General features: G+C 67.2%; 15 protein-coding genes. 8 read left to right on the top strand and 7 right to left on the bottom strand.

The window, feature by feature from the left end; all coding sequences use genetic code 11:
- Positions 1-420 precede the first annotated feature (420 nt).
- From mdtD to AC5P7R_RS20830, 5 genes are all read right to left on the bottom strand, one after another.
- A complete protein-coding gene (gene mdtD, locus AC5P7R_RS20850) occupies positions 421-1,830 on the bottom strand; it encodes a multidrug transporter subunit MdtD (RefSeq protein ID WP_103282599.1) in 1,410 nt (469 codons plus the stop codon).
- A 92-nt stretch (positions 1,831-1,922) separates the two neighbouring features.
- The gene (gene hemE / locus AC5P7R_RS20845; RefSeq protein ID WP_049468774.1) at positions 1,923-3,005 is read right to left on the bottom strand and encodes a uroporphyrinogen decarboxylase; all 1,083 of its coding nucleotides are present in this window, start codon (positions 3,003-3,005) and stop codon (positions 1,923-1,925) included.
- A 26-nt stretch (positions 3,006-3,031) separates the two neighbouring features.
- Positions 3,032-3,271 (bottom strand): WGR domain-containing protein, encoded by a 240-nt coding sequence (locus AC5P7R_RS20840; protein WP_019660053.1) that lies wholly within the window; start codon positions 3,269-3,271, stop codon positions 3,032-3,034.
- A 184-nt stretch (positions 3,272-3,455) separates the two neighbouring features.
- Positions 3,456-4,568, bottom strand: a complete 1,113-nt coding sequence (gene aroB / locus AC5P7R_RS20835) for a 3-dehydroquinate synthase (protein ID WP_227854354.1) — start codon at positions 4,566-4,568, stop codon at positions 3,456-3,458.
- Positions 4,565-5,107, bottom strand: a complete 543-nt coding sequence (locus AC5P7R_RS20830) for a shikimate kinase (protein ID WP_111102331.1) — start codon at positions 5,105-5,107, stop codon at positions 4,565-4,567. The genes aroB and AC5P7R_RS20830 overlap by 4 nt, the downstream gene beginning before the upstream one ends.
- Positions 5,108-5,205: 98 nt before the next feature.
- Between AC5P7R_RS20830 and AC5P7R_RS20825 the strand changes: the two genes are divergently transcribed.
- Positions 5,206-5,409, top strand: coding sequence for a dodecin family protein (locus AC5P7R_RS20825; protein ID WP_005410663.1), 204 nt, complete (start codon positions 5,206-5,208; stop codon positions 5,407-5,409).
- Positions 5,410-5,415: 6 nt separating this feature from the next.
- Here the strand turns inward: AC5P7R_RS20825 and AC5P7R_RS20820 are convergent, their stop codons facing one another.
- A complete protein-coding gene (locus tag AC5P7R_RS20820; RefSeq protein ID WP_021204427.1) occupies positions 5,416-6,243 on the bottom strand; it encodes a D-glycerate 3-kinase in 828 nt (275 codons plus the stop codon).
- A 40-nt stretch (positions 6,244-6,283) separates the two neighbouring features.
- Here AC5P7R_RS20820 and pdxH point away from each other — a divergent pair, with 40 nt between their 5' ends.
- On the top strand, positions 6,284-6,883 hold the full coding sequence (gene pdxH, locus AC5P7R_RS20815; protein WP_019660049.1) for a pyridoxamine 5'-phosphate oxidase: 600 nt from the start codon (positions 6,284-6,286) through the stop codon (positions 6,881-6,883).
- 83 nt (positions 6,884-6,966) lie between these two features.
- On the opposite strand, the gene prpR is transcribed toward pdxH, so the two are convergent.
- Entirely contained in the window at positions 6,967-8,550 is a 1,584-nt protein-coding gene (prpR, locus tag AC5P7R_RS20810; protein ID WP_031270801.1) for a propionate catabolism operon regulatory protein PrpR, read from the bottom strand.
- A gap of 154 nt (positions 8,551-8,704) precedes the next feature.
- Here prpR and prpB point away from each other — a divergent pair, with 154 nt between their 5' ends.
- The 6 genes from prpB (at position 8,705) to AC5P7R_RS20780 (ending at position 21,392) form a co-directional block, all read left to right on the top strand.
- Positions 8,705-9,598 (top strand): methylisocitrate lyase, encoded by an 894-nt coding sequence (gene prpB, locus AC5P7R_RS20805; RefSeq protein WP_005418360.1) that lies wholly within the window; start codon positions 8,705-8,707, stop codon positions 9,596-9,598.
- 35 nt (positions 9,599-9,633) lie between these two features.
- Positions 9,634-10,791 (top strand): bifunctional 2-methylcitrate synthase/citrate synthase, encoded by a 1,158-nt coding sequence (gene prpC / locus AC5P7R_RS20800; RefSeq protein ID WP_005418357.1) that lies wholly within the window; start codon positions 9,634-9,636, stop codon positions 10,789-10,791.
- A gap of 96 nt (positions 10,792-10,887) precedes the next feature.
- The gene (acnD, locus tag AC5P7R_RS20795) at positions 10,888-13,506 is read left to right on the top strand and encodes a Fe/S-dependent 2-methylisocitrate dehydratase AcnD (RefSeq protein WP_021204424.1); all 2,619 of its coding nucleotides are present in this window, start codon (positions 10,888-10,890) and stop codon (positions 13,504-13,506) included.
- Positions 13,507-13,557: 51 nt separating this feature from the next.
- Entirely contained in the window at positions 13,558-14,736 is a 1,179-nt protein-coding gene (prpF, locus tag AC5P7R_RS20790) for a 2-methylaconitate cis-trans isomerase PrpF (RefSeq protein WP_227854357.1), read from the top strand.
- A gap of 124 nt (positions 14,737-14,860) precedes the next feature.
- The gene (locus tag AC5P7R_RS20785) at positions 14,861-16,321 is read left to right on the top strand and encodes a bifunctional 2-methylcitrate dehydratase/aconitate hydratase (RefSeq protein ID WP_021204422.1); all 1,461 of its coding nucleotides are present in this window, start codon (positions 14,861-14,863) and stop codon (positions 16,319-16,321) included.
- Between the two features lie 163 nt (positions 16,322-16,484).
- Positions 16,485-21,392 (top strand): alpha-2-macroglobulin family protein, encoded by a 4,908-nt coding sequence (locus AC5P7R_RS20780; protein WP_495214162.1) that lies wholly within the window; start codon positions 16,485-16,487, stop codon positions 21,390-21,392.
- Positions 21,393-21,418 lie beyond the last annotated feature (26 nt).

Below are 21,418 nucleotides of genomic sequence, written 5' to 3'. Positions count from 1 at the left end.
ATCGACGTTAAGGTGCGGGATGGGGATCGCTCGGCTCGTCTGTCGGCTGCTATCCGCAGATATCATGTTGACGGTCCCTCCACCCTGGCTCCTACATACCGCGTAGGAGCCGGGAGGAACATACAAGCCATGCTCGGCTCAAATCTCACAGATATCGAAATGTTCGATTTCAATGGTCGCTCATCCACGCACGGCGTGGATCTACCCGATCGCGAAAATCTGTCAGAGGTGGGGCGGTGTCGCAGTGCGGGGTGTCAGCCGCATGGATGCGGCTGCCAAGCCTACAGGGACGTACTTGCGGCGTCCCCGCGCTGCGACACCGCCCCGCCAACCCACGGAATGCCGCTTTGGCTGTTGCTGTTGCCGGCCAGCGGCCGGCACTACCGCGGGTGCAGGGCCGCAGGCCCTGCCGAACCACCCTCACTCCGCGACGTGCTCGACCTGCCGTGGCTCCGGCTTGGTATCCGGCAGCTGCCAGAAGATCATCGTCGAGGTCAGGGTGATCGCGCCCACACAAAGGAACGTGGCATGCAGCGCGGCGGTCGCGCTGTTGCTGTCCAGGTGGTTGCCGAACGCGGCCAGCAGGCTGCCGGCCGCCGCAGCACCGAAACCGGCGGCGAGCATCATCACCATCGACAGCAGGCTGTTGCCGGAACTGGCGAACTCGCGGTCCAGGTCGCGCAGGGTTACGGTGTTCATCACGGTGAACTGCAGCGAATTGACCGCACCGAAGAACGCCAGCTGCAGCAGGCGCCAGGCCAGGTGCTGGCCCGGTGTCATCAGGATGAAGCTGGCCATCGCCAGGCCCACCAGCACGGTGTTGACCATCAGTACGCGGCGGTAGCCGTAGCGCTCGACCAGCTTTACCGCCAGCTTCTTCGACACCATGCCGGCCGCCGCCACCGGCACCATCATCAGGCCGGCGTTCATCGGGCCCAGGCCCAGGCCGACCTGCAACAGCAACGGGATCAGCATCGGCATGGCGCTGCTGCCGATGCGCGAGAACAGGTTGCCGAGGATGCCGATGCGGTAGCTGGGCACGCGGAACAGGGCCAGCGAGAACAACGGCGCGGTGGAGTTGGCGGCGTGCAGCCAGTAACCCACCAGCGCAGCCAGGCCGGCCACGGTCATCAGCATCACCAGCGCATGTGGCGTACCCAGGCCGGAGATGCCGTCCAGCGCCAGCGACAGCACCACCATCGCGAAGGCCAGCATGATGTAGCCACGCAGGTCGAAGCGGGTGCGATGGCTGGCGTAGTGGTCGGGCATGATCTTCATCGCGGCGATGAAACCGATCACGCCGATCGGCAGGTTGATCAGGAACACCCAGTGCCATGAGGCGATCTCGACCAGCCAGCCGCCCAGCGTGGGGCCGATCAGCGGGCCAACCAGCGCGGGGATGGCGATGAAGCTCATCGCGCGCAGGAAATCCTCGCGTGGCACCGACCGCATCACCGCCAGCCGGCCGACCGGCAGCAGCATCGCACCGCCGATGCCCTGCAGCACGCGCGCACCGACCAGCTGGTGCAGGTGCTGGGCCAACGCGCAGGCCAGCGAGCCGAGGGTGAACAGGATGATCGCCACCAGGAAGGTGCGCCGGGTGCCATAGCGGTCGGCAATCCAGCCCGAGGCGGGAATGAAGGTGGCCACCGCCAGCGCATAGCTGAACACCACCGACTGCATCTGCAGCGGGCTCTCGCCCAGGCTGGCCGCCATCGCCGGCAACGCCGTGTTGACGATGGTCGAGTCCAGCATCTGCATGAAGATCGCCAGGGACACCAGCCACAGCAGGGGACGGTGGCGGTTGTAGGTCGATGACGATGTAGGCATGGCGTGCGGCCGGTGCAGCGTGGGGGCCGCCATGATCGCGCACTGCGGGTCACGGCGCGATCAAGGTCGCGCCGTGATGGCCTGCGGAATGCTCAGCGCTGGCTGTGCGCGTGCACCGCGTCGACCAGCACCTGGACGTGTGCCGGGTCCATGTCCGGCGACATGCCGTGGCCAAGGTTGAACACATGGCCCTCGCGCGAGCCGCCGTTGCCGGCGGCATAGGTGTCGAGCACGCGTGCGGCGGCCGCGGCGATCGCATCCGGCGAGGCGTACAGCGTGGTCGGGTCGAGGTTGCCCTGCAGGGCGACGCGGCCACCAGTGCGGCGCAGTGCCTCGTCCAGGTCCAGCGTCCAGTCCAGGCCCAGCGCATCGGCACCGGTGTGCGACAGCGCTTCCAGGTGCAGGCCGGTGCCTTTGCCGAACAGGATCAGCGGCGTGCGCTCGCTGCCTTCGCCGCGCTCCAGCTCCTCGGCGATGCGCTGCAGGTAGCGCAGCGAGAACTCGCGGTACATCGACGGCGACAGTACGCCACCCCAGGTGTCGAACACCTGCAGCGCCTGTGCACCGGCCGCGCGCTGCGCGCCGAGATAGGCGATCACGGCGTCGGTGGTGACCTCCAGCAGGCGGTGCAGGGCCTGCGGGTGGTTCAGTGCCATGGCCTTGATGCGCGCAAAGTCCTTGCTGCCACCGCCTTCCACCATGTAGCAGGCCAGTGTCCACGGGCTGCCGGAGAAGCCGATCAGCGGCACCTGGCCGTCCAGTTCGCGGCGGATCAGCCGTACCGCATCCATCACGTAGCCCAGGTCCTGTTCCATGTCCGGCACCGCCAGCCGGGCGATGGCGGCTTCGTCGCGCACCGGGTGCCGGAACTTCGGGCCTTCGCCTTCGACGAAGTACAGCTCCAGGCCCATCGCATCGGGAATGGTGAGGATGTCCGAGAACAGGATGGCCGCATCCAGCGGGAAGCGGCGCAGCGGCTGCAGGGTGACTTCGCAGGCAATCTCCGGGGTCTTGGCCATGGCCAGGAAGCTGCCGGCCTTGGCCCGGGTCGCGCGGTACTCCGGCAGGTAGCGGCCGGCCTGGCGCATCAGCCAGACAGGGGTGCAGTCCACCGGTTCGCGGCGCAGGGCGCGCAGCAGGCGATCGTTGCGGAGAGGGCTGGTCACGATGGGCATTCCTTGGACGAAAGTTGGCAGCGGCGTCAGTCGCCGTGCGAGAGGATCTGGAAACCGCGATGCAGTTCGGCATCGCGGGCCTTCTCGAAGGCATGGCGGGCTTCGTCGGCCTGCAGGAACAGCTCGCGCCGCAGCTGCGAGCGGCCACCGACGCGACCGCTCTCGCGCAACAGTTCCCAGCCGCCGAACAGGTCCGGCTGCAGGCTCAGGCGCAGGAAGCGCGGTGCCTGCGCGCCGGCGTCGGGATGTTGCAGGTAGACGTGCATGCCGACGATTGTAGCGGGGCCAGAGTGACCCCGGCCGCAACGCGGCCGTGCCGGCCGCTGGCCGGCAATCCTGCCGCGCAGCCCGGTCGTGCCGGCTGCTGGCTGGCAATCCTCCCGCGCATCCCGGCAGAGCCGGCCGCTGGCCGGCAACCTCATGAGCGGACAAGCCGGCCAGCGGCCGGCTCTACCGGCCCGACAGCACCTTCAGCACCGCCGCCTCATCCACGTCCGGCACCACTTCGGCACGCCCCATACCGCGCCACAGCACCAGGCGCAGGCGGCCGGCCACGTTCTTCTTGTCCAGGCGCATGCGGCCGAGCAGGGCCTGCGGGTCGAGCCCGGCCGGGATTGCCACCGGCAGGCCCAGGCGTTCCAGCAACGCCTGCAGGCGCACGCGGTCGGCATCGTCGGCCAGGCCCAGCTCGGTGGACAGCTTCGCCGCCAGCACCATGCCCACCGCTACTGCCTCGCCATGGTTCAGCGCATCGCGGCCGGGCGCGGAGTAGCCCTGCTCGGTTTCGATGGCATGGCCGAAGGTGTGGCCGAGGTTGAGCAGGGCACGTTCGCCCTTCTCGAACGGATCGCGCTCGACGATGGCGGCCTTGTGCCGGCAGCTGCGCGCGATGGCTTCGGCCAGAGAAGCATCCTCGCCGGCCAGCAGCGCATCGGCATGCTGCTGCAGCCATTCGAAGAACACGGCATCACCCAGCGCGCCGTACTTCACCACTTCGGCCAGGCCCGCACGCAGCTCGCGCGGCGGCAGGGTGGCCAGTACGCGGGTATCGGCGATGACCGCGCGCGGTGGATGGAAGGCGCCGACCAGGTTCTTGCCGGCGGGAATGTCGACCGCGGTCTTGCCACCGACTGACGAATCGACCATCGCCAGCAGGGTGGTGGGCAGCTGCACGCAGTCCACGCCCCGCATCCAGCAGGCCGCGGCGAAGCCGGCGAGATCACCGACCACGCCGCCGCCCAGCGCGAACACGCAGGCATCGCGGGTGGCGCCGAGCGCAGCCAGCGCTTCGATCGCACGGCCGAATTCGGCCAGCGTCTTGGAGGCTTCGCCGGCGGCCAGCACGTGCTCGCCGACGATCAGGTCGGGGCGTGCGGCCAACAGCGTCTGCTTGGCCGACGCCAGATAGCGCGGAGCCACTTTGCTGTCGCTGAGCAGCAGCACATGGCGGCCGCGCACGTGTGAAACCAGTGCAGCGCCATCGGCCAGGGCACCGGCGCCGATGGTGATGGAGTAGGGGCGATCGCCGCCAACGGCGACCTGCAGCAGGGCGGGGGAAGTCATGTGGTCATGTCCTGGCGCTGCCATTGCGTGGCCAGCTTGACTACCAGTTGGGCAGTCGCGTCGGCAGCGGTATACGGGTCGGTATCGAGCGTGAGGTCGGCCAGTTCTCGGTACAGCGGGTCGCGCTGTGCGGCCAGATCATGCAGCACCTGCTCGCGGTCCGGGCGCTGCAGCAGCGGCCGGCCCTTGTCGCGGGCCAGGCGTTCCAGCTGCGCGGCCACGCCGACCCGCAGGTAGACCACGAAGCCGCGCCGGGCAATCAATGCGCGGTTGTCCGGATCCAGCACCGCTCCGCCGCCGGTGGAGACCAGTTGGCCGCGGCCTTCCAGCACACGGGCCAGGGCCTGGCGTTCATGGTGGCGGAAGCCGGCTTCGCCGGCGTGCTCGAAAATGGTCGGGATGCTGGCGCCGGCGGCGTCGACGATGGCCTGGTCGACATCGACGAAGTCCAGCGTGAAGCGCTCGGCCAGGCGGCGGCCGATGCAGGTTTTGCCGGCGCCCATCGGGCCGATCAGGATCAGGTTCGGAGCAGGATTCATGCCCTCTGATGCTAACACCTCCGTGCCCCGGCCTTTACGTCCTTCACGTCAGGGTAGGCGTTCCTGCGGGGTTTCCCGCGCCAACCGGAGTACAGGCCATGACGGTCGCCAAGGTCATCGAAATCACCGCCTCCTCGCCGAAGAGCGTGGAGGACGCCGTGCGCAGCGGTCTGAAGAAGGTCTCCGAGACGGTCAAGGGCATCCAGGGCGCCTGGGTGAACGAGACCAAGGTGGTGACCAATGGCAGCGGCGAAATCACCGAATGGCGGGTCAACCTGCGGGTGACCTTCCTGGTGGAATAGGCGCGCTCAGCGCACGTCCTGCACCTGTCGCTGGCCGTCCAGCACCACCACGTGGTCGGCCAGGGCGGGCAGGGCATGCAGCGCCTGGCGGCTGACCCGCTCGTAGTACTGCACGAAGCGCTCCAGCTGTGGCCGGCTCATGCCGTGCCGGCCCGGCTGCGCGGCCTGCAGGTTCTGCTCCTGCTGCCAGCGCCAGCGCGGTACCACCGAGAAATCCGGCGGCTGCAGGAACCACAGGCGGTCGCAGCGCTGCCACAGCGCCGGGTAGTCGCGGGCCAGCACCTGGTTGCACCAGCGCCGCCAGCGACCATCGGCGTCGGCTTCGCGCTCCAGTGCGTTCAACGGGCTGTCCAGCGCGGCGTCATCCTGCGCCGGCGTGCCCAGGAACCAGCCTTCGAACACCAGCAGGTCGAGGGGCTGCTCGATACGCGGCCATTGCGCTTCGTGCACGCGTTCGTCGGCCAGCTTGTCGAAGCGGGGCATCGCCAAAGGCTGGCGTGCGGTTACGGCGTCGAGCACCGCGTGGGCCAGCGTCAGGTCGTGGGTGCCCGGCGGGCCGCGCGTGATCAGCAGCGGATGCACCTGGCGGGCCAGCCGTTGGCGCTGTGCGCGGGTGAGGTAGACATCATCGATGGACAGCGTGGCTGCGTTCAGGCCGCGCGACTGGGCGCGGGCCACCACCTGCGCGGCCAGCGTCGATTTGCCGCTCCCCTGCAGGCCGCTGATCGCCAATACTGGAACTGCTGCGCCGCTGCCCAGTGCATCGTCCAGCACCTGTTCGGCCAATGTTTCGGGGAATCCTTTCACCTGGGGCATATACGCAGCAGCGGCCATGCAGCCACAATAGCCCAATCCGTGTGAGAAGAACGCAATCATGAGCGACCTGTACGCAGAAGCCCTGTCCACGTTTGCCGCCCTGTTCGAAGAGGCCAGGCAGAGCCGCGAGGTCGAGCCGAACGCGATGACGGTGGCGACCGCCGATACGCAGGGCCGTCCCTCGGCGCGCACCGTGCTGCTGAAGGCCTTCGACGAGCGCGGCTTCGTCTTCTATACCCACCTGGACAGCCACAAGGGCCGTGAGCTGCAGGCCAATCCGCAGGCCGCGCTGTTGTTCCTGTGGCGCAGCCTGCGCGAGGCCGGCATCCAGGTACGCATCGAGGGCCGTGTCGAGCAGGTCGCCGATGCTGAGGCCGACGCCTATTTCGCCAGCCGCCCGCGCATGAGCCAGATCGGCGCGTGGGCCTCGCAGCAGTCGAAGACGCTGGCAACGCGCGAGGAATTCGATGCGCGCGTGGCCGAGGTCGAAGCGCGCTTCGAAGGCAAGGACGTGCCGCGCCCCGACGGCTGGAGCGGCCTGCGCGTGGTGCCTGACCGCATCGAGTTCTGGTACGGCGCGCAGTTCCGCCTGCACGAACGCTGGTGCTATGAAGCCGGCGCCGAAGGGCGCTGGAGCAAGCGCCTGCTGTATCCGTAAGTCAGGGCGGTGCCGGGCTGCTGTAGAGCCGAGCCCATGCTCGGCTGTTGTCCCTGCAGAAGCAGCCGAGCATGGGCTCGGCTCTACAAACCTTCCGCACGCAGCCACCGCCACAGCGTGGTGCGTGAGACGCCCAGCGCCTGTGCCATGCCTTCGCGGTCATTGCGGTGTTCCTGCAGCAGCGCCTCCAGCTGCGCACGCGGCGGTCGCTTGCCGTTGCTTTCCACTGGCAGTGCCGCGACGCCTTCCTTAACCAGCTCAGGCGCCAGCTGCAGCAGTCGCGCGGCATCAATCAGCCCTTCACCGGGTTGCCAGTGGATGCGTAGTCGATCCACCAGATTGCGCAGTTCGCGCACGTTTCCGGGCCACTGGGCTGCGCTCAGCGCCGCCAGTGCATCCTCATCCAATGGCGCGTCGATGCCACGCAGCTGGCGGAAGAAGTGGTGTGCCAGCAGCGGGATGTCCGAACGCCTCGCCCGCAGCGAGGGCAGGGCAATCCGCAGCGCGGCCAGGCGGTAGTAGAGGTCGCGACGGAAACTACCGGTCGCCGCGCGCTGCTCCAGCGACTGCAGGGTGGCGGCCACCACGCGCAGGTCGACCGGCGTCGGTTCGGTGGCACCGACACGCAGCACCTCGCGTTCTTCCAGCACGCGCAGCAGGCGGGTCTGCAGCGGCAGGGGTAGTTCACCAATTTCATCCAGGAACAGCGTGCCGCCGTCTGCGGCCTCGACCAGGCCAACGCGGCCGCCACGACGTGCGCCGGTGAAGGCGCCATCGCTGTAGCCAAACAGCTCCGCTTCCAGCAGCGATTCGCTGATCGCGCCGCAGTTCAGCGCCACGAAGCGTCCGCGACGACCGCTGGCGGCGTGCAGCTGGCGCGCGACCAGTTCCTTGCCGGTGCCGGTTTCGCCGGTGACCAGTACGGTGCTGTCATGTGGGGCGTACAGCGCGATCTGTGCGCGCACCTGTGCCATGGCCTCGCTGTCGCCGAGCAGTTCAGGCGCGTCTGCACGCGCTGCAGGGCGCGGGCGCGGGGCAGCGCGGTTGCCACCGGAGCGGGCCAAGGCCTGGGTCAGCTCCAGTGCGTGTTCGAACGCCTGCCGTACCGAATCGGCGGAGTACAGCAGCACGCCGGGCAAGCCGGCCTGTTCGGCGTGGTCGATGGCCATGCCGGTACCGACGATCACCTCGATGCCGTTGGCGCGCAGGTCGGCGATGCAGTCGCGCGCGTCCTCGCGGGTGACGAAGCGGCGATGCTCGATATCCAGGCCGAAACTCTGCTGGAAGTTGCTGAACACCGGCACGTCGCTGGCGTGGGTGACCAGGCCGATGCGGCTGGCTATGCGGCGGGCACGGGCCAGCGCTTCCATCAGGTCGAAGCCGTTGGCCTGGATCGGCACCAGTGGCAGCTCCAGCCGCCCGCGTAGCCAGGCGGCATTGGAGCCGCCGGCGATCACTACGTCGCAATGCTCACGGCGCAGCCGTTTGCCGATCACGTCCACGGCTTCCTCGAAGCCGAGGTTGATCTGCTCGATGCGCGCACGGCGGTCGAACTCGGGGATGACGTCGCCGAGCAGGCCGGTCAGGCGCGAAACGCTGACGGTCCAGATCACCGGACGGCCGGGGTCGGCATCGGCGTGGCGCAGCGGGGTGCGGGGCAGGTACATGACGGCAGCAATTGGTCGGAATGTTTCATGATACATCCGTTTCAATGTTTCATATGTTTCACTGTTGCGGGGTGGTCATGTCTGTGAAATCAAAGGCTTGCAGCTTGGCACGGGGCTTGCGCCCTCTGTCCCGTACTTCAACCTGGATCGCCGCATGACCGCTTCCGCCCCTTTCTCCGCCGGTGCCCGCTTCCGTGAGGCGCTGGCTGCCGAATCGCCCTTGCAGGTGATCGGCGCGATCAACGCCAACCACGCCCTGCTGGCCAAGCGCGCCGGCTTCCGCGCCATCTACCTGTCTGGTGGCGGTGTTGCCGCCGGCTCGCTGGGCCTGCCGGACCTGGGCATCAACACCCTGGAAGACGTGCTGGTGGACGTGCGCCGCATCACCGATGTCTGCGACCTGCCGCTGATGGTCGACATCGACACCGGCTTCGGCCCGAGTGCGTTCAACATCGCGCGCACCGTGAAGTCGCTGATCAAGGCAGGCGCGGCCGCCTGCCACATCGAAGACCAGGTTGGCGCCAAGCGCTGCGGTCACCGTCCGGGCAAGGAAATCGTCTCGCAGGGCGAAATGGTGGACCGTGTGAAGGCCGCTGCCGATGCCAAGACCGATCCGGACTTCTTCCTGATCGCGCGTACCGATGCCATCCAGGTGGACGGCGTGGACAAGGCGATCGAGCGCGCCATCGCCTGCGTCGAGGCCGGTGCCGACGGCATCTTCGCCGAGGCCGCCTACGATCTGGACACCTACCGCCGCTTCGTGGATGCGGTGAAGGTGCCGGTGCTGGCCAACATCACCGAATTCGGTGCCACCCCGCTGTTCAGTCGCGATGAACTGGCCTCGGCCGGCGTCGCCATCCAGCTGTTCCCGCTGTCGGCGTTCCGCGCGGCCAACAAGGCGGCCGAGAACGTGTACCAGGCGGTGCGCCGCGATGGCCATCAGCGCAACGTGGTGGAGACCATGCAGACCCGCGAAGAGCTGTACGACCGCATCGGCTATCACGCCTTCGAGCAGCAGCTCGATGCGCTGTTCGCCGCCAAGAAATAAGCAGTACCCTGCACCATCAAGTTTCGGAGGGAAACATGAACGATACGACCGCAACCCCCACCTTCAAGCCGAAGAAGTCCGTCGCCCTGTCCGGCACCGCTGCCGGCAACACCGCGCTGTGCAGCGTGGGCCGCAGCGGCAACGACCTGCACTACCGTGGCTATGACATCCTGGACCTGGCCAACACCAGCGAATTCGAGGAAATCGCCTACCTGCTGGTGCACGGCAAGCTGCCGACCCGCGCCGAGCTGGTTTCGTACAAGGCCAAGCTGAAGTCGCTGCGTGGCATTCCGGCCGCGGTGAAGGCCGCGCTGGAAGAACTGCCGCCGTCGGCACACCCGATGGACGTGATGCGCACTGGTGTCTCCGTGCTCGGCTGCGTGGCGCCGGAGAAGGACGACCACAACCACCCGGGCGCGCGCGACATTGCCGACAAGCTGATGGCCTGCCTCGGCTCGATGCTGCTGTACTGGTACCACTGGAGCCACAACGGCCGTGCCATCGACGTGGAGACCGACGATGACTCGATCGGTGGCCACTTCCTGCACCTGCTGCACGGCGAGAAGCCGCAGGACTCGTGGGTGAAGGCGATGCACACCTCGCTGATCCTGTACGCCGAGCACGAGTTCAACGCCTCGACGTTCACCTGCCGCGTCATCGCCGGCACCGGCAGCGACATGTACAGCGCGATCTGCGGTGGCATCGGCGCGCTGCGCGGTCCCAAGCATGGCGGTGCCAATGAAGTGGCGTTCGAAGTGCAGAAGCGCTACGACAACCCGGATGAAGCCGAGGAAGACATCAAGGCCCGCGTCGAGCGCAAGGAAGTGGTGATCGGCTTCGGCCACCCGGTCTATACCGTGTCCGATCCGCGCAACAAGGTGATCAAGGACGTGGCCCGCGAGCTGTCCGAAGAGCAGTCGAGCATGAAGATGTACGACATCGCCGAGCGCCTGGAATCGGTGATGTGGGACATCAAGAAGATGTTCCCGAACCTGGACTGGTTCAGTGCGGTCAGCTACCACATGATGGGCGTGCCGACCGCGATGTTCACCCCGCTGTTCGTGATCGCCCGCACCGCCGGCTGGAGCGCGCACATCATCGAGCAGCGCATCGACGGCAAGATCATCCGCCCGAGCGCCAATTACATCGGTCCGGAAGACCGCGACTTCGTCGCCATCGACAAGCGCGTCTGATCACCTGCTGTACTCATCCGGCCGGCCGCGTGCCGGCCGGATGCTTTCGCCGCCGCACCGCCGGCACCCGGCCCGCCCCAAGCATTCCGCCAGCCCATGAATACCGATTACCGCAAGAACCTCCCCGGCAGCGCGCTGGACTATTTCGACGCGCGCGCCGCCGTCGATGCGATCCAGCCCGGCGCCTATGCCACTCTGCCGTACACCTCGCGCGTGCTGGCCGAGAACCTGGTGCGCCGCTGCGATCCGGCCACGCTCGGCGATTCGCTGAAGCAGCTGATCGAGCGCCGTCGCGACCTCGACTTCCCGTGGTTCCCGGCACGCGTGGTGTGCCACGACATCCTCGGCCAGACTGCTCTGGTGGACCTGGCCGGCCTGCGTGATGCGATCGCTGACAAGGGCGGTGACCCGGCCAAGGTCAATCCGGTGGTGCCGGTGCAGTTGATCGTCGATCACTCGCTGGCGGTGGAATGCGGTGGCTACGATCCGCAGGCCTTCGAGAAGAACCGCGCCATCGAGGATCGCCGCAACGAAGACCGTTTCCACTTCATCGACTGGACCAAGCAGGCGTTCCAGAACGTGGACGTGATTCCGCCGGGCAACGGCATCATGCACCAGATCAACCTGGAGAAGATGTCGCCGGTGATCTACGTGCAGGACGGCGTGGCCTTCCCCGACACCTGCGTGGGCACCGACAGCCACACCCCGCACGTGGATGCGCTGGGTGTGATCGCCATTGGTGTGGGCGGCCTGGAAGCGGAGAACGTGATGCTCGGTCGTGCCTCGTGGATGCGGCTGCCGGACATCATCGGCGTCGAGCTGACCGGCAGGCCGCAGCCGGGCATCACCGCCACCGACGTGGTGCTGGCGCTGACCGAATTCCTGCGCAGGGAGCGCGTGGTCGGCGCGTACCTTGAATTCTTCGGCGAGGGGGCGGCGGCACTGACCATCGGTGACCGCGCCACCATCTCCAACATGTGCCCCGAATACGGCGCGACCGCCGCGATGTTCTACATCGACGGGCAGACCATCGATTACCTGCGCCTGACCGGCCGCGAGGAATCGCAGGTGGCGCTGGTGGAGAACTACGCCCGCACCACTGGCCTGTGGGCTGACGACCTGGCCACCGCGCAGTACGAGCGCGTGCTGCGCTTCGACCTGTCCAGCGTAGTGCGCAACATGGCAGGCCCGTCCAACCCCCACAAGCGCGTGGCGACCGCCGAGCTGGCCGAGCGCGGCATCGCCGACGAGGCCAAGCTGGCAGCGGGCAAGGCCGAGCAGGCACAGGGCCTGATGCCCGATGGCGCGGTGATCATCGCCGCCATCACCAGCTGCACCAACACCTCCAACCCGCGCAACGTGATCGCCGCAGCACTGTTGGCGCGCAAGGCCAACGAACGTGGCCTGCTGCGCAAGCCGTGGGTGAAGTCCTCGTTGGCGCCCGGCTCGAAGGCGGTGCAGCTGTACCTGGAAGAGTCCGGCCTGCTGCCTGACCTGGAGCAGCTCGGTTTCGGCATCGTCGCCTTCGCCTGCACGACCTGCAACGGCATGAGCGGTGCGCTGGACCCGAAGATCCAGCAGGAAATCATCGACCGTGACCTGTACGCCACGGCCGTGCTGTCGGGCAACCGCAATTTCGATGGCCGCATCCACCCGTACGCCAAGCAGGCCTTCCTGGCCTCGCCGCCGCTGGTGATCGCCTATGCCATCGCCGGCACCGTTCGCTTTGACATCGAGAAGGACGTGCTGGGCGTGGACGCCGATGGCAACGAGGTGCGCCTGAAGGATATCTGGCCGAGCGATGCCGAGATCGACGCGGTGGTGAAGGCCTCGGTGAAGCCTGAGCAGTTCCGCAAGGTCTACAACCCGATGTTCAACGTGCGCGTGGAGAACGGTGCCGCAGTCAGCCCGCTGTACGACTGGCGCCCGCAGAGCACCTACATCCGCCGCCCGCCCTACTGGGAGGGTGCACTGGCCGGTGAGCGCACACTGGCAGGCATGCGGGCGCTGGCGGTGCTGCCGGACAACATCACCACCGATCACCTGTCGCCGTCCAACGCGATCCTGGCGTCCAGTGCCGCCGGCGAATACCTGGCGAAGATGGGCCTGCCGGAAGAGGACTTCAATTCCTACGCTACCCACCGCGGTGACCACCTGACCGCACAGCGCGCCACCTTCGCCAACCCGAAGCTGTTCAACGAAATGGTGCGCAACGACGATGGCAGCGTGAAGCAGGGTTCGCTGGCGCGCGTGGAGCCGGAAGGCAAGGTGATGCGCATGTGGGAAGCGATCGAGACCTACATGGAGCGCAAGCAGCCGCTGATCATCATCGCCGGTGCCGACTACGGCCAGGGCAGCTCGCGTGACTGGGCCGCCAAGGGCGTGCGTCTGGCAGGTGTGGAAGCGATCGTGGCCGAAGGCTTTGAACGCATCCACCGCACCAACCTGATCGGCATGGGTGTGCTGCCGCTGGAGTTCAAGCCGGGCACCACCCGCCTGACCCTGGGCATCGACGGTACCGAGACCTTTGACGTGATCGGCGAGCGTACCCCGCGTGCCGAGCTGACCCTGGTCATCCACCGCCGCGACGGCCAGGACGTGATCGTGCCGGTCACCTGCCGCCTGGACAGCGACGAGGAAGTGGCGATCTACGAGGCCGGCGGCGTGCTGCAGCGCTTCGCCCAGGACTTCCTGGAAGGCGCCAAGGTGGCGTAAGACATCCGACGGCCCGGCAACGGGCCGTCTTTCTTTGCAAGGAACACATCCATGACCTTCCTCCCGCAACTCCGTATTCCCGCCACCTACATGCGTGGTGGCACCAGCAAGGGCGTGTTCTTCCGCCTGCAGGACCTGCCGGAAGCCGCGCAGGTGCCAGGTGCCGCACGCGATGCGCTGCTGATGCGCGTGATCGGCTCGCCCGATCCGTATGGCAAGCAGACCGATGGCATGGGCGGCGCCACCTCCAGCACCAGCAAGTGCGTGATCATCTCCACCGCCTCGGTGCCGGACCACGACGTGGACTACCTGTACGGCCAGGTCTCGATCGACACCGCCTTCGTCGACTGGAGCGGCAACTGCGGCAACCTCAGCACCGCGGTCGGCCCGTTCGCGATTGCCAATGGCCTGATCGATCCCGCCCGCGTGCCGCGCGATGGCCTGTGCACCGTACGCATCTGGCAGGCCAACATCGGCAAGACCATCATCGCCCACGTGCCGATGCGCGATGGCGAAGTGCAGGAGACCGGCGATTTCGAGCTGGATGGCGTGACCTTCCCGGCGGCCGAGATCCAGCTGGAATTCATCGATCCTTCCGATGACGGCGATGCGGGCGCGATGTTCCCGACCGGCAATCTCGTCGATACCCTGGAGGTGCCCGGCGTGGGCAGCTTCGAGGTGACCATGATCACGGCCGGCATTCCGACCATCTTCCTCAATGCGGCCGACCTGGGCTACACCGGCACCGAGCTGCAGCCTGCAATCAACGAAGACAAGGCGGCTCTGCAGAAATTCGAGGCCATTCGTGCTTACGGCGCGCTGCGCATGGGCCTGATCCCGAAACTGGAAGACGCCGCGACCCGCCAGCACACGCCGAAGGTGGCATTCGTTGCACCGGCTCAGGACTACGTGTCGTCCAGTGGCAAGGCGATTCCGGCGTCGGCCATCGACCTGCATGCGCGCGCGTTGTCGATGGGCAAGCTGCATCACGCAATGATGGGTACCGCCGCCGTAGCGATCGGTACCGCCGCGGCGATTCCGGGCACGCTGGTCAATCGCGCCGCCGGTGGCGGCGAACGCGAAGCGGTTACGTTCGGTCATCCCTCGGGCACGTTGCGCGTGGGTGCGGAGGCAGGTCTCGTTGACGGCCAGTGGACGGTGACCAAGGCCATCATGAGCCGCAGCGCCCGCGTATTGATGGAAGGCAAGGTGCGGGTGCCGGCCGAGTGATGCGTTGGTAAACGCCAACCAAGGTTGGCGACTACCGGGCCGCAGAGATCGATTGCTTTGGTAGATGCCAACCTTGGTTGGCATGGTGCACGGGCAACCGTGCACCGCAACGAGGAGATCGACGATGTCCGACAGCCACACCCCATCCAACGAGCGTGCAGCGTGGGATGCGCTGCTGGTGGACATCGTCGATTACGTACGCGACGCCCGCATCGACTCGCCTCTGGCCTTCCAGACCGCGCACTACTGCCTGCTCGACACGCTGGGCTGCGGCCTGGAAGCGCTGGCCTTCCCGGCCTGCAGCAAGCTGCTCGGTCCACTGGTGCCGGGCATCAGCGTGGTCAACGGCGCGCGCGTGCCGGGCACGCACTACGTGCTGGACCCGGTGCAGGCCGCCTTCAACCTCGGCGCAATGGTGCGCTGGCTGGATTTCAACGACACCTGGCTGGCTGCCGAGTGGGGCCATCCTTCCGACAATCTCGGCGGCATCCTGGCTGTTTGCGACTGGCTGGGACGCAACGCGCAGGCCCTGCGTCGTCCGCCGCCGACCGTGCACGACGTGCTGCTTGCGATGATCAAGGCGCACGAGATCCAGGGCGTGCTGGCGCTGCAGAATTCCTTCAACCGCGTCGGGCTGGACCATGTGGTGCTGGTCAAGGTGGCCACCACCGCGGTGGTCTCGCAGCTGCTCGGGCTGGATCGCGAACGCATGCTCAATGCAGTGTCGCTGGCCTGGATAGATGGCCAGGCGCTGCGAACCTACCGTCACGCGCCCAATACCGGCTCGCGCAAGAGCTGGGCCGCTGGCGATGCGACCAGTCGTGGCGTGCGTCTGGCGCTGATGGCAGCCAGCGGCGAGATGGGCTACCCCAGCGTATTGAGTGCACCGACATGGGGTTTCGAGGCCGTATCCATGCACGGTCAGGCACTGACGCTGGGGCGACCGCTGGGCAGCTATGTGATGGAGAACGTGCTGTTCAAGATCAGCTACCCGGCCGAGTTCCACGGCCAGACTGCAGTGGAGGCGGCGGTCACGCTGCACCAGCAGCTGCGCGCGATGGAACGGCGGGTCGAGGACATCGCGCACATCGCCATCCGCACCCAGGAAGCCTGCATCCGTATCATCGACAAGCAGGGGCCGTTGCATAACCCGGCCGACCGCGATCACTGCGTGCAGTACATGGTCGCCATCGCGTTGCTGCACGGGCGGTTGGTGGCCGAGGATTACGAGGACGACGTTGCTGCCGATCCACGCATTGATGCGCTGCGCGCGAAGATGGCCTGCAATGAGGACCCGCAGCTCAGCGCCGATTACCTGGACCCGGGCAAGCGCAGCATCGCCAACGGCCTGAGCGTGCGCTTCAGCGACGGTACTGAGCTGCCCGAGGTACTGGTGGAATACCCGCTGGGCCACGCGCGCCGACGTGAGGAGGGCATTCCGTTGCTGATGGACAAGTTCCGCCGGCACCTGGCCCACCGCTTCCCGACCGCCCAGCAGCAGCGCATCTGGGCCGCTTCACTGGACCCGGTGGCGCTGGCCGCGATGCCGGTGACCGACTACGTGGACCTGTACCTGCCGGGGTAGTTTGATCGGTAGTGCCGGCCGCTGGCCGGCAATCCCATCCAACCTGCCATGCCGGTTGCCGGCCAGCGGCCGGCACCACCCGCACCCGGGGCGATTGCCGAATTCGCGTCAACACCTTGACGCGGCCTGCCTATAATGGCCACCTCGATCAAGGAGTGACGACATGAGCGGTCCGGCACGGCGGAAGCGGTGGGGATGGGCGGCGGCGGTACTGGCAGGAGGCCTGTTGCTGGGCCTGGCCGGCTGCCGCAACGACAGCGGGCAGTTGCCCAAGGCCAGTGGCGAGGCGATCACCACCAAGGCCGAGCAGGTGAAGGAATTCACCCTTCTGCGCGCCTACCCGGACCAGAAGAATGACGGCCTGTCGCTGGCGCTGGAGTTCTCGCGCCCGCTGGTCGGCACCCAGGATTTCGACACGCTGGTGCGCTTCGAGGAGAAGGTCGGCACCGACGACAGCAGCTGGACGCTGTCCGATGACGGCCTGACCCTGCGCTACCCGTTCGTCGAGGCCGGCAAGGAATTCAGCCTGGTGGTCTCGCCGGACCTGCTGGCCGCCGATGGCAGCCGGCTGGGCAAGGAACTGAAGCAGAAGGTGTTCAGCGGCGAGCTGAAGCCGGTGGTTGGGTTCGCCTCGCAGGGCAGCGTGCTGCCGGCCAAGGACAGCCGTGGCCTGCCGGTGGTCTCGGTGAACGTGCCGGAAGTGGACGTCGAGTTTCTGCGCGTGCGCGAGAAGGACCTGCCGACCTTCTTCAGCCAGTACCAGCGCGGTGGCCGCCGTGGCAGCTGGGAGCTCAGCAGCGACTACGAGCGCAGCCCGATCAACAAGCTGGCCGAGCCGGTCTACGTCAACCGCTTCATCCTTGGCGGCAAGCAGAACGAGCGGGTGCTGACCTACCTGCCGACCCAGGACATCAAGGAACTGCAGGAGCCGGGCCTGTACTTCGCACTGCTCAAGCGCACCGGCGACTATGAGGGCGAATTCGATACCGCGTTCTTCTCGGTCAGTGACATCGGCCTGCACACCCGCGCCTACAAGGACAAGCTGTTCGTGCATACCGCCGGTCTCAAGGACGGCGCGCCGCTGAAGGGCATCGACCTGCGCGTGCTCGACGCCAAGGGCGAGGTGGTGCTGAAGGGCAGCACCGACGGCAACGGCAATGCGCTGCTGAACTACACCCTGGATGCCACCCACGTGCTGGTCGCCAGCAGCGGCAAGGACACCAGCTTCCTGCCGTTCAACCAGCCAGCGCTGGACCTGAGCGAATTCGCCGTGGCCGGCCGCGACAACGCATGGTTCGATGTCTATGCCTGGTCCGGCCGCGACCTGTACCGCCCGGGCGAGACCGTGCGCCTGTCCGCGCTGCTGCGTGATAACGATGGCAAGCCGGTCAAGGCGCAACCGGTGTTCCTGCGCCTGAAGCAGCCCGACGGCAAGACGTTCCGCGAGACCCGCCTGCAGCCAGGCGACCAGGGCTACATCAATTTCGAGCAGGTGATCCCCGCCGAGGCGCCGACCGGGCGCTGGCAGGTCGAGTTCCGCACCGACCCGGCCAGCAAGGAAGCGATCCAGGGCATGACCCTGCGCATCGAGGAGTTCCTGCCCGAACGCATGAAGCTGGACCTGGACAGTGCGCAGAAGACGCTGAAGCCGGGTGAGGACCTGCGCCTGCAGGCCAATGGTGCCTACCTGTATGGCGCACCGGCCGATGGCAACCGCTTCACCGCACGCATGACGGTGGCCGCCGAACAGAAGCCGGTGGACGGCCTGCCGGGCTATTTCTTCGGTGACCCGACCCTGCAGCTGCCGCGCGAGGCCAAGGACGTGATCGATACCGCGCTGCCGGCCAATGGCCAGCTGCGTGAGGATGTGGCGTTGCCGGAAGAGGCGGCCAAGGCCAAGGCACCGATCGCCGTGGTGCTGTCCGGCAGCCTGTATGAAACCGGTGGCCGCACGGTCACCCGGACCCTGAAGCGGGTGATGTGGCCGGCCAACGCGCTGGTCGGCGTGCGGCCGCTGTTCAACCCCGACGATGGTGCTGATTCCAACGGCAACGCACGCTTCGAACTGATGCGCGTGGATGCCGCCGGCACACCGCAGCCAGCCAAGGGCCTGAAGATCACCCTGGTGCGCGAGCTGCGCGACTACCACTGGACCTTCAACGACAACCGCTGGGACTACGACTTCACCCGCCGTTTCGAGAACAAGGAAACGCGCACCGTCGATGCCGGCGGCAGCGCGGTCGCCTTCGATTTCCCGGTGGAGTGGGGCGAGTACCGCGTGGACGTGTTCGATCCGTCCACCGGCCTGACCAGCCGCTACCCGTTCCGCGCCGGCTGGAGCTGGGGCGATGACAACCGCGGCCTGGACGCGCGCCCGGACAAGGTCAAGCTGGGCCTGGACAAGACCGGCTACAAGGCCGGCGACACCCTGGAAGTGACGGTGACCCCGCCGCATGCCGGCAAGGGCATCCTGATGGTCGAGACCGACCGCATGCTGTACGTGCAGGACATCGAGGCCAAGCCGGGTTCGACCTTCAAGATTCCGGTCACCGCTGACTGGGAACGCCACGACGTCTACATCACCGCGCTGGTGTTCCGTGGCGGCAGTGCGCCGAGCAAGATCACTCCGGCCCGTGCCGTGGGTGTGGTGCATGTGCCGATGGACCGCAAGGGCCGCACCGTGGCCGTCGGCCTGGCCGCGCCCAAGCAGATGCGCCCGGAGCAGGACCTGCCGGTGACGGTCAGCGCACCACAGTTGGCCGGCAAGATGGCGCACGTCACCGTCTCGGCGGTGGACGTGGGCATCCTCAACATCACCCGTTTCCCGGTGCCCGACGCCGGCGCGCACTTCTTCGCCCAGCGTCGCCTCGGCATCGATGCCTATGACATCTACAGCCGGGTGATCGAGAGCTTCGATGGTGGCAGCGGCAAGCTGAAATTCGGTGGCGACATGGCACTGCAGGCATTGCCGCAGGCCAAGCGCCCGACCGCGCGCGTGCAGACCGTGGACCTGTTCTCCGGCCCGGTGCAGCTCGATGCCAAGGGCAATGCCCGCATCCGCCTGAAGGTGCCGGATTTCAACGGCACCCTGCGGGTGTCGGCGCTGGTCTACAGCGATGACCAGTACGGCAAGCGCGACGTGGAAACCATAGTACGCGCGCCGATCCTGGCCGAAGCCAGCATGCCGCGCGTCCTGGCCCCGGGCGACCGCAGCACCGTGACCCTGGACGTGCAGAACTTCACAGGCAAGCCGGGGCAGTTCAACGTGAAGGTGGAAAGCGAGGGCCCGTTGAACTTGGGTGAGGGCAGCCGCAGCGTGCAGTTGAATGCCGATGCCAAGACCACGCTGAGTTTCCCGCTGTCCGCGCGTGAGGGCCACAGCGTGGCCAAGGTGCGGGTGCGGGTGGACGGCAACGGCTTCAAGGCCGATCGCCGTTACGACCTGCCGGTGCGTGCGGCGTGGCCGCAGGTGCTGCGTTCGCAGGTGCGTACGCTCGATCCGCTGGCGGCGGTCAGCCTCGACAACAGCCTGACCGATGGCCTGATGTCGGAGTCGGTCAATGCCCGCCTGCTGGTCAGCCCGCTGCCGCCGATTCCGTTCGCCAGTGCACTGCAGGGCGCGCTGAATTATCCATATGGCTGTGCCGAGCAGACCACCAGCAAGGGTTACGCGGCGCTGATCCTGGACCAGGCGACGTCGTCGATGCTCGGTGCCGACGGCCTGGATGCCAAGACGCGTCGCGAGCGCATGGAAGGTGCGTTCGGTCGCCTGGCGTCGATGCAGGTGGCCAACGGCAACTTCTCGATGTGGGGTGACGACGGCTACGTGAACCCGTGGCTGACCCCGTACATCGCCGAGTTCCTGCTCGACGCCAAGGATGCCGGTTTCGCGGTGCCCGACAACGTGCTGCAGAAGGCGCTCAACCGGCTTAGCGAGGATCTGCTGTCCGGCGGCAACCAGTTCTACGGCCAGGACGACCGCGAGAAGCTGAAGTTCGCCAACCAGGCCTATTCGGGCTACGTGCTGGCCCGGGTCAACCGTGCACCGCTCGGTACCCTGCGCACGCTGTACGACAACGAGCGCAGCAAGGCGGTGGGCGGCCTGTCGCTGGTCCATCTGGGCGTGGCGTTGTCGCTGCAGGGCGATGCCAAGCGTGGCCAGGCCGCGCTGGCGGCGGCCTTCGCCAAGTCCAGCAGCGAGCGCCCGTCGTACTTCGGCGACTACGGCAGCGCGATCCGCGATGACGCGCTGATGATCGCGCTGACCCACGAGAACAAGCTGGCCAAGCCGGCCTGGGACGCGCGCGCGGTCGACCTCGGTCGTGGCCTGGATGCGCGCCGCAATGCCGGCTGGATGTGGCTGAGCACGCAGGAACAGGTGGCGATTGCACGTCTCGGCAAGGCGCTCGCCGCCAACCAGAAGGCGCTGGTGGCCGGTGAACTGGTGATCGGTGGCAACAGCGAAGCCATCGGCGAGCGCAAGCTGTTCGGCCGCAACTTCAGCGCCAGTGAGCTGGCCAGCGGTGTGCGCTTCACTCCGCAGGGGCAGCCGCCGATGTTCGCCAGCATCGACGTGGCCGGCATCCCGCGCAGCGCACCGGCACCGGACAACAGCGTGCTGGGTATTGAACGGAGCTACTTCGGTACCGATGGCAAACCGTGGTCGCCGCGACCGCTGAAGGAAGGCGAAGCACTGATCGTGCGCGTCACCGTCACCGCCGACACCACGATGCCCGATGCGCTGCTGACCGACCTGCTGCCGGCGGGCCTGGAGATCGAGAACTTCAACCTGGGCGACGCCAAGCAGTGGGCCGATGTGGTGGTCGATGGCATCACCATCAGCGACCGCGGTGAAGCGGCCGATACCAAGCACGAAGAGTTCCGCGACGACCGCTATGTGGCCGCGCTGAAGCTCTCGCGTGGCAGCAAGGCCAACGTGTTCTACCTGGTGCGCGCGGTGACCCCGGGTACCTACTCGGTGCCGCCACCGCTGGTGGAGGACATGTACCGGCCGCAGCTGCGTGGCGTTGGCCGCAGCAACCCGACCACGATCACGGTGGTACAGCCGTGACCGCGCGGACGGGCCGCGACGGCGCG

The organism is Stenotrophomonas sp. YJH_SMC_27 (assembly GCF_059369815.1).
This window is presented reverse-complemented; position numbering and strand designations above follow the sequence as displayed.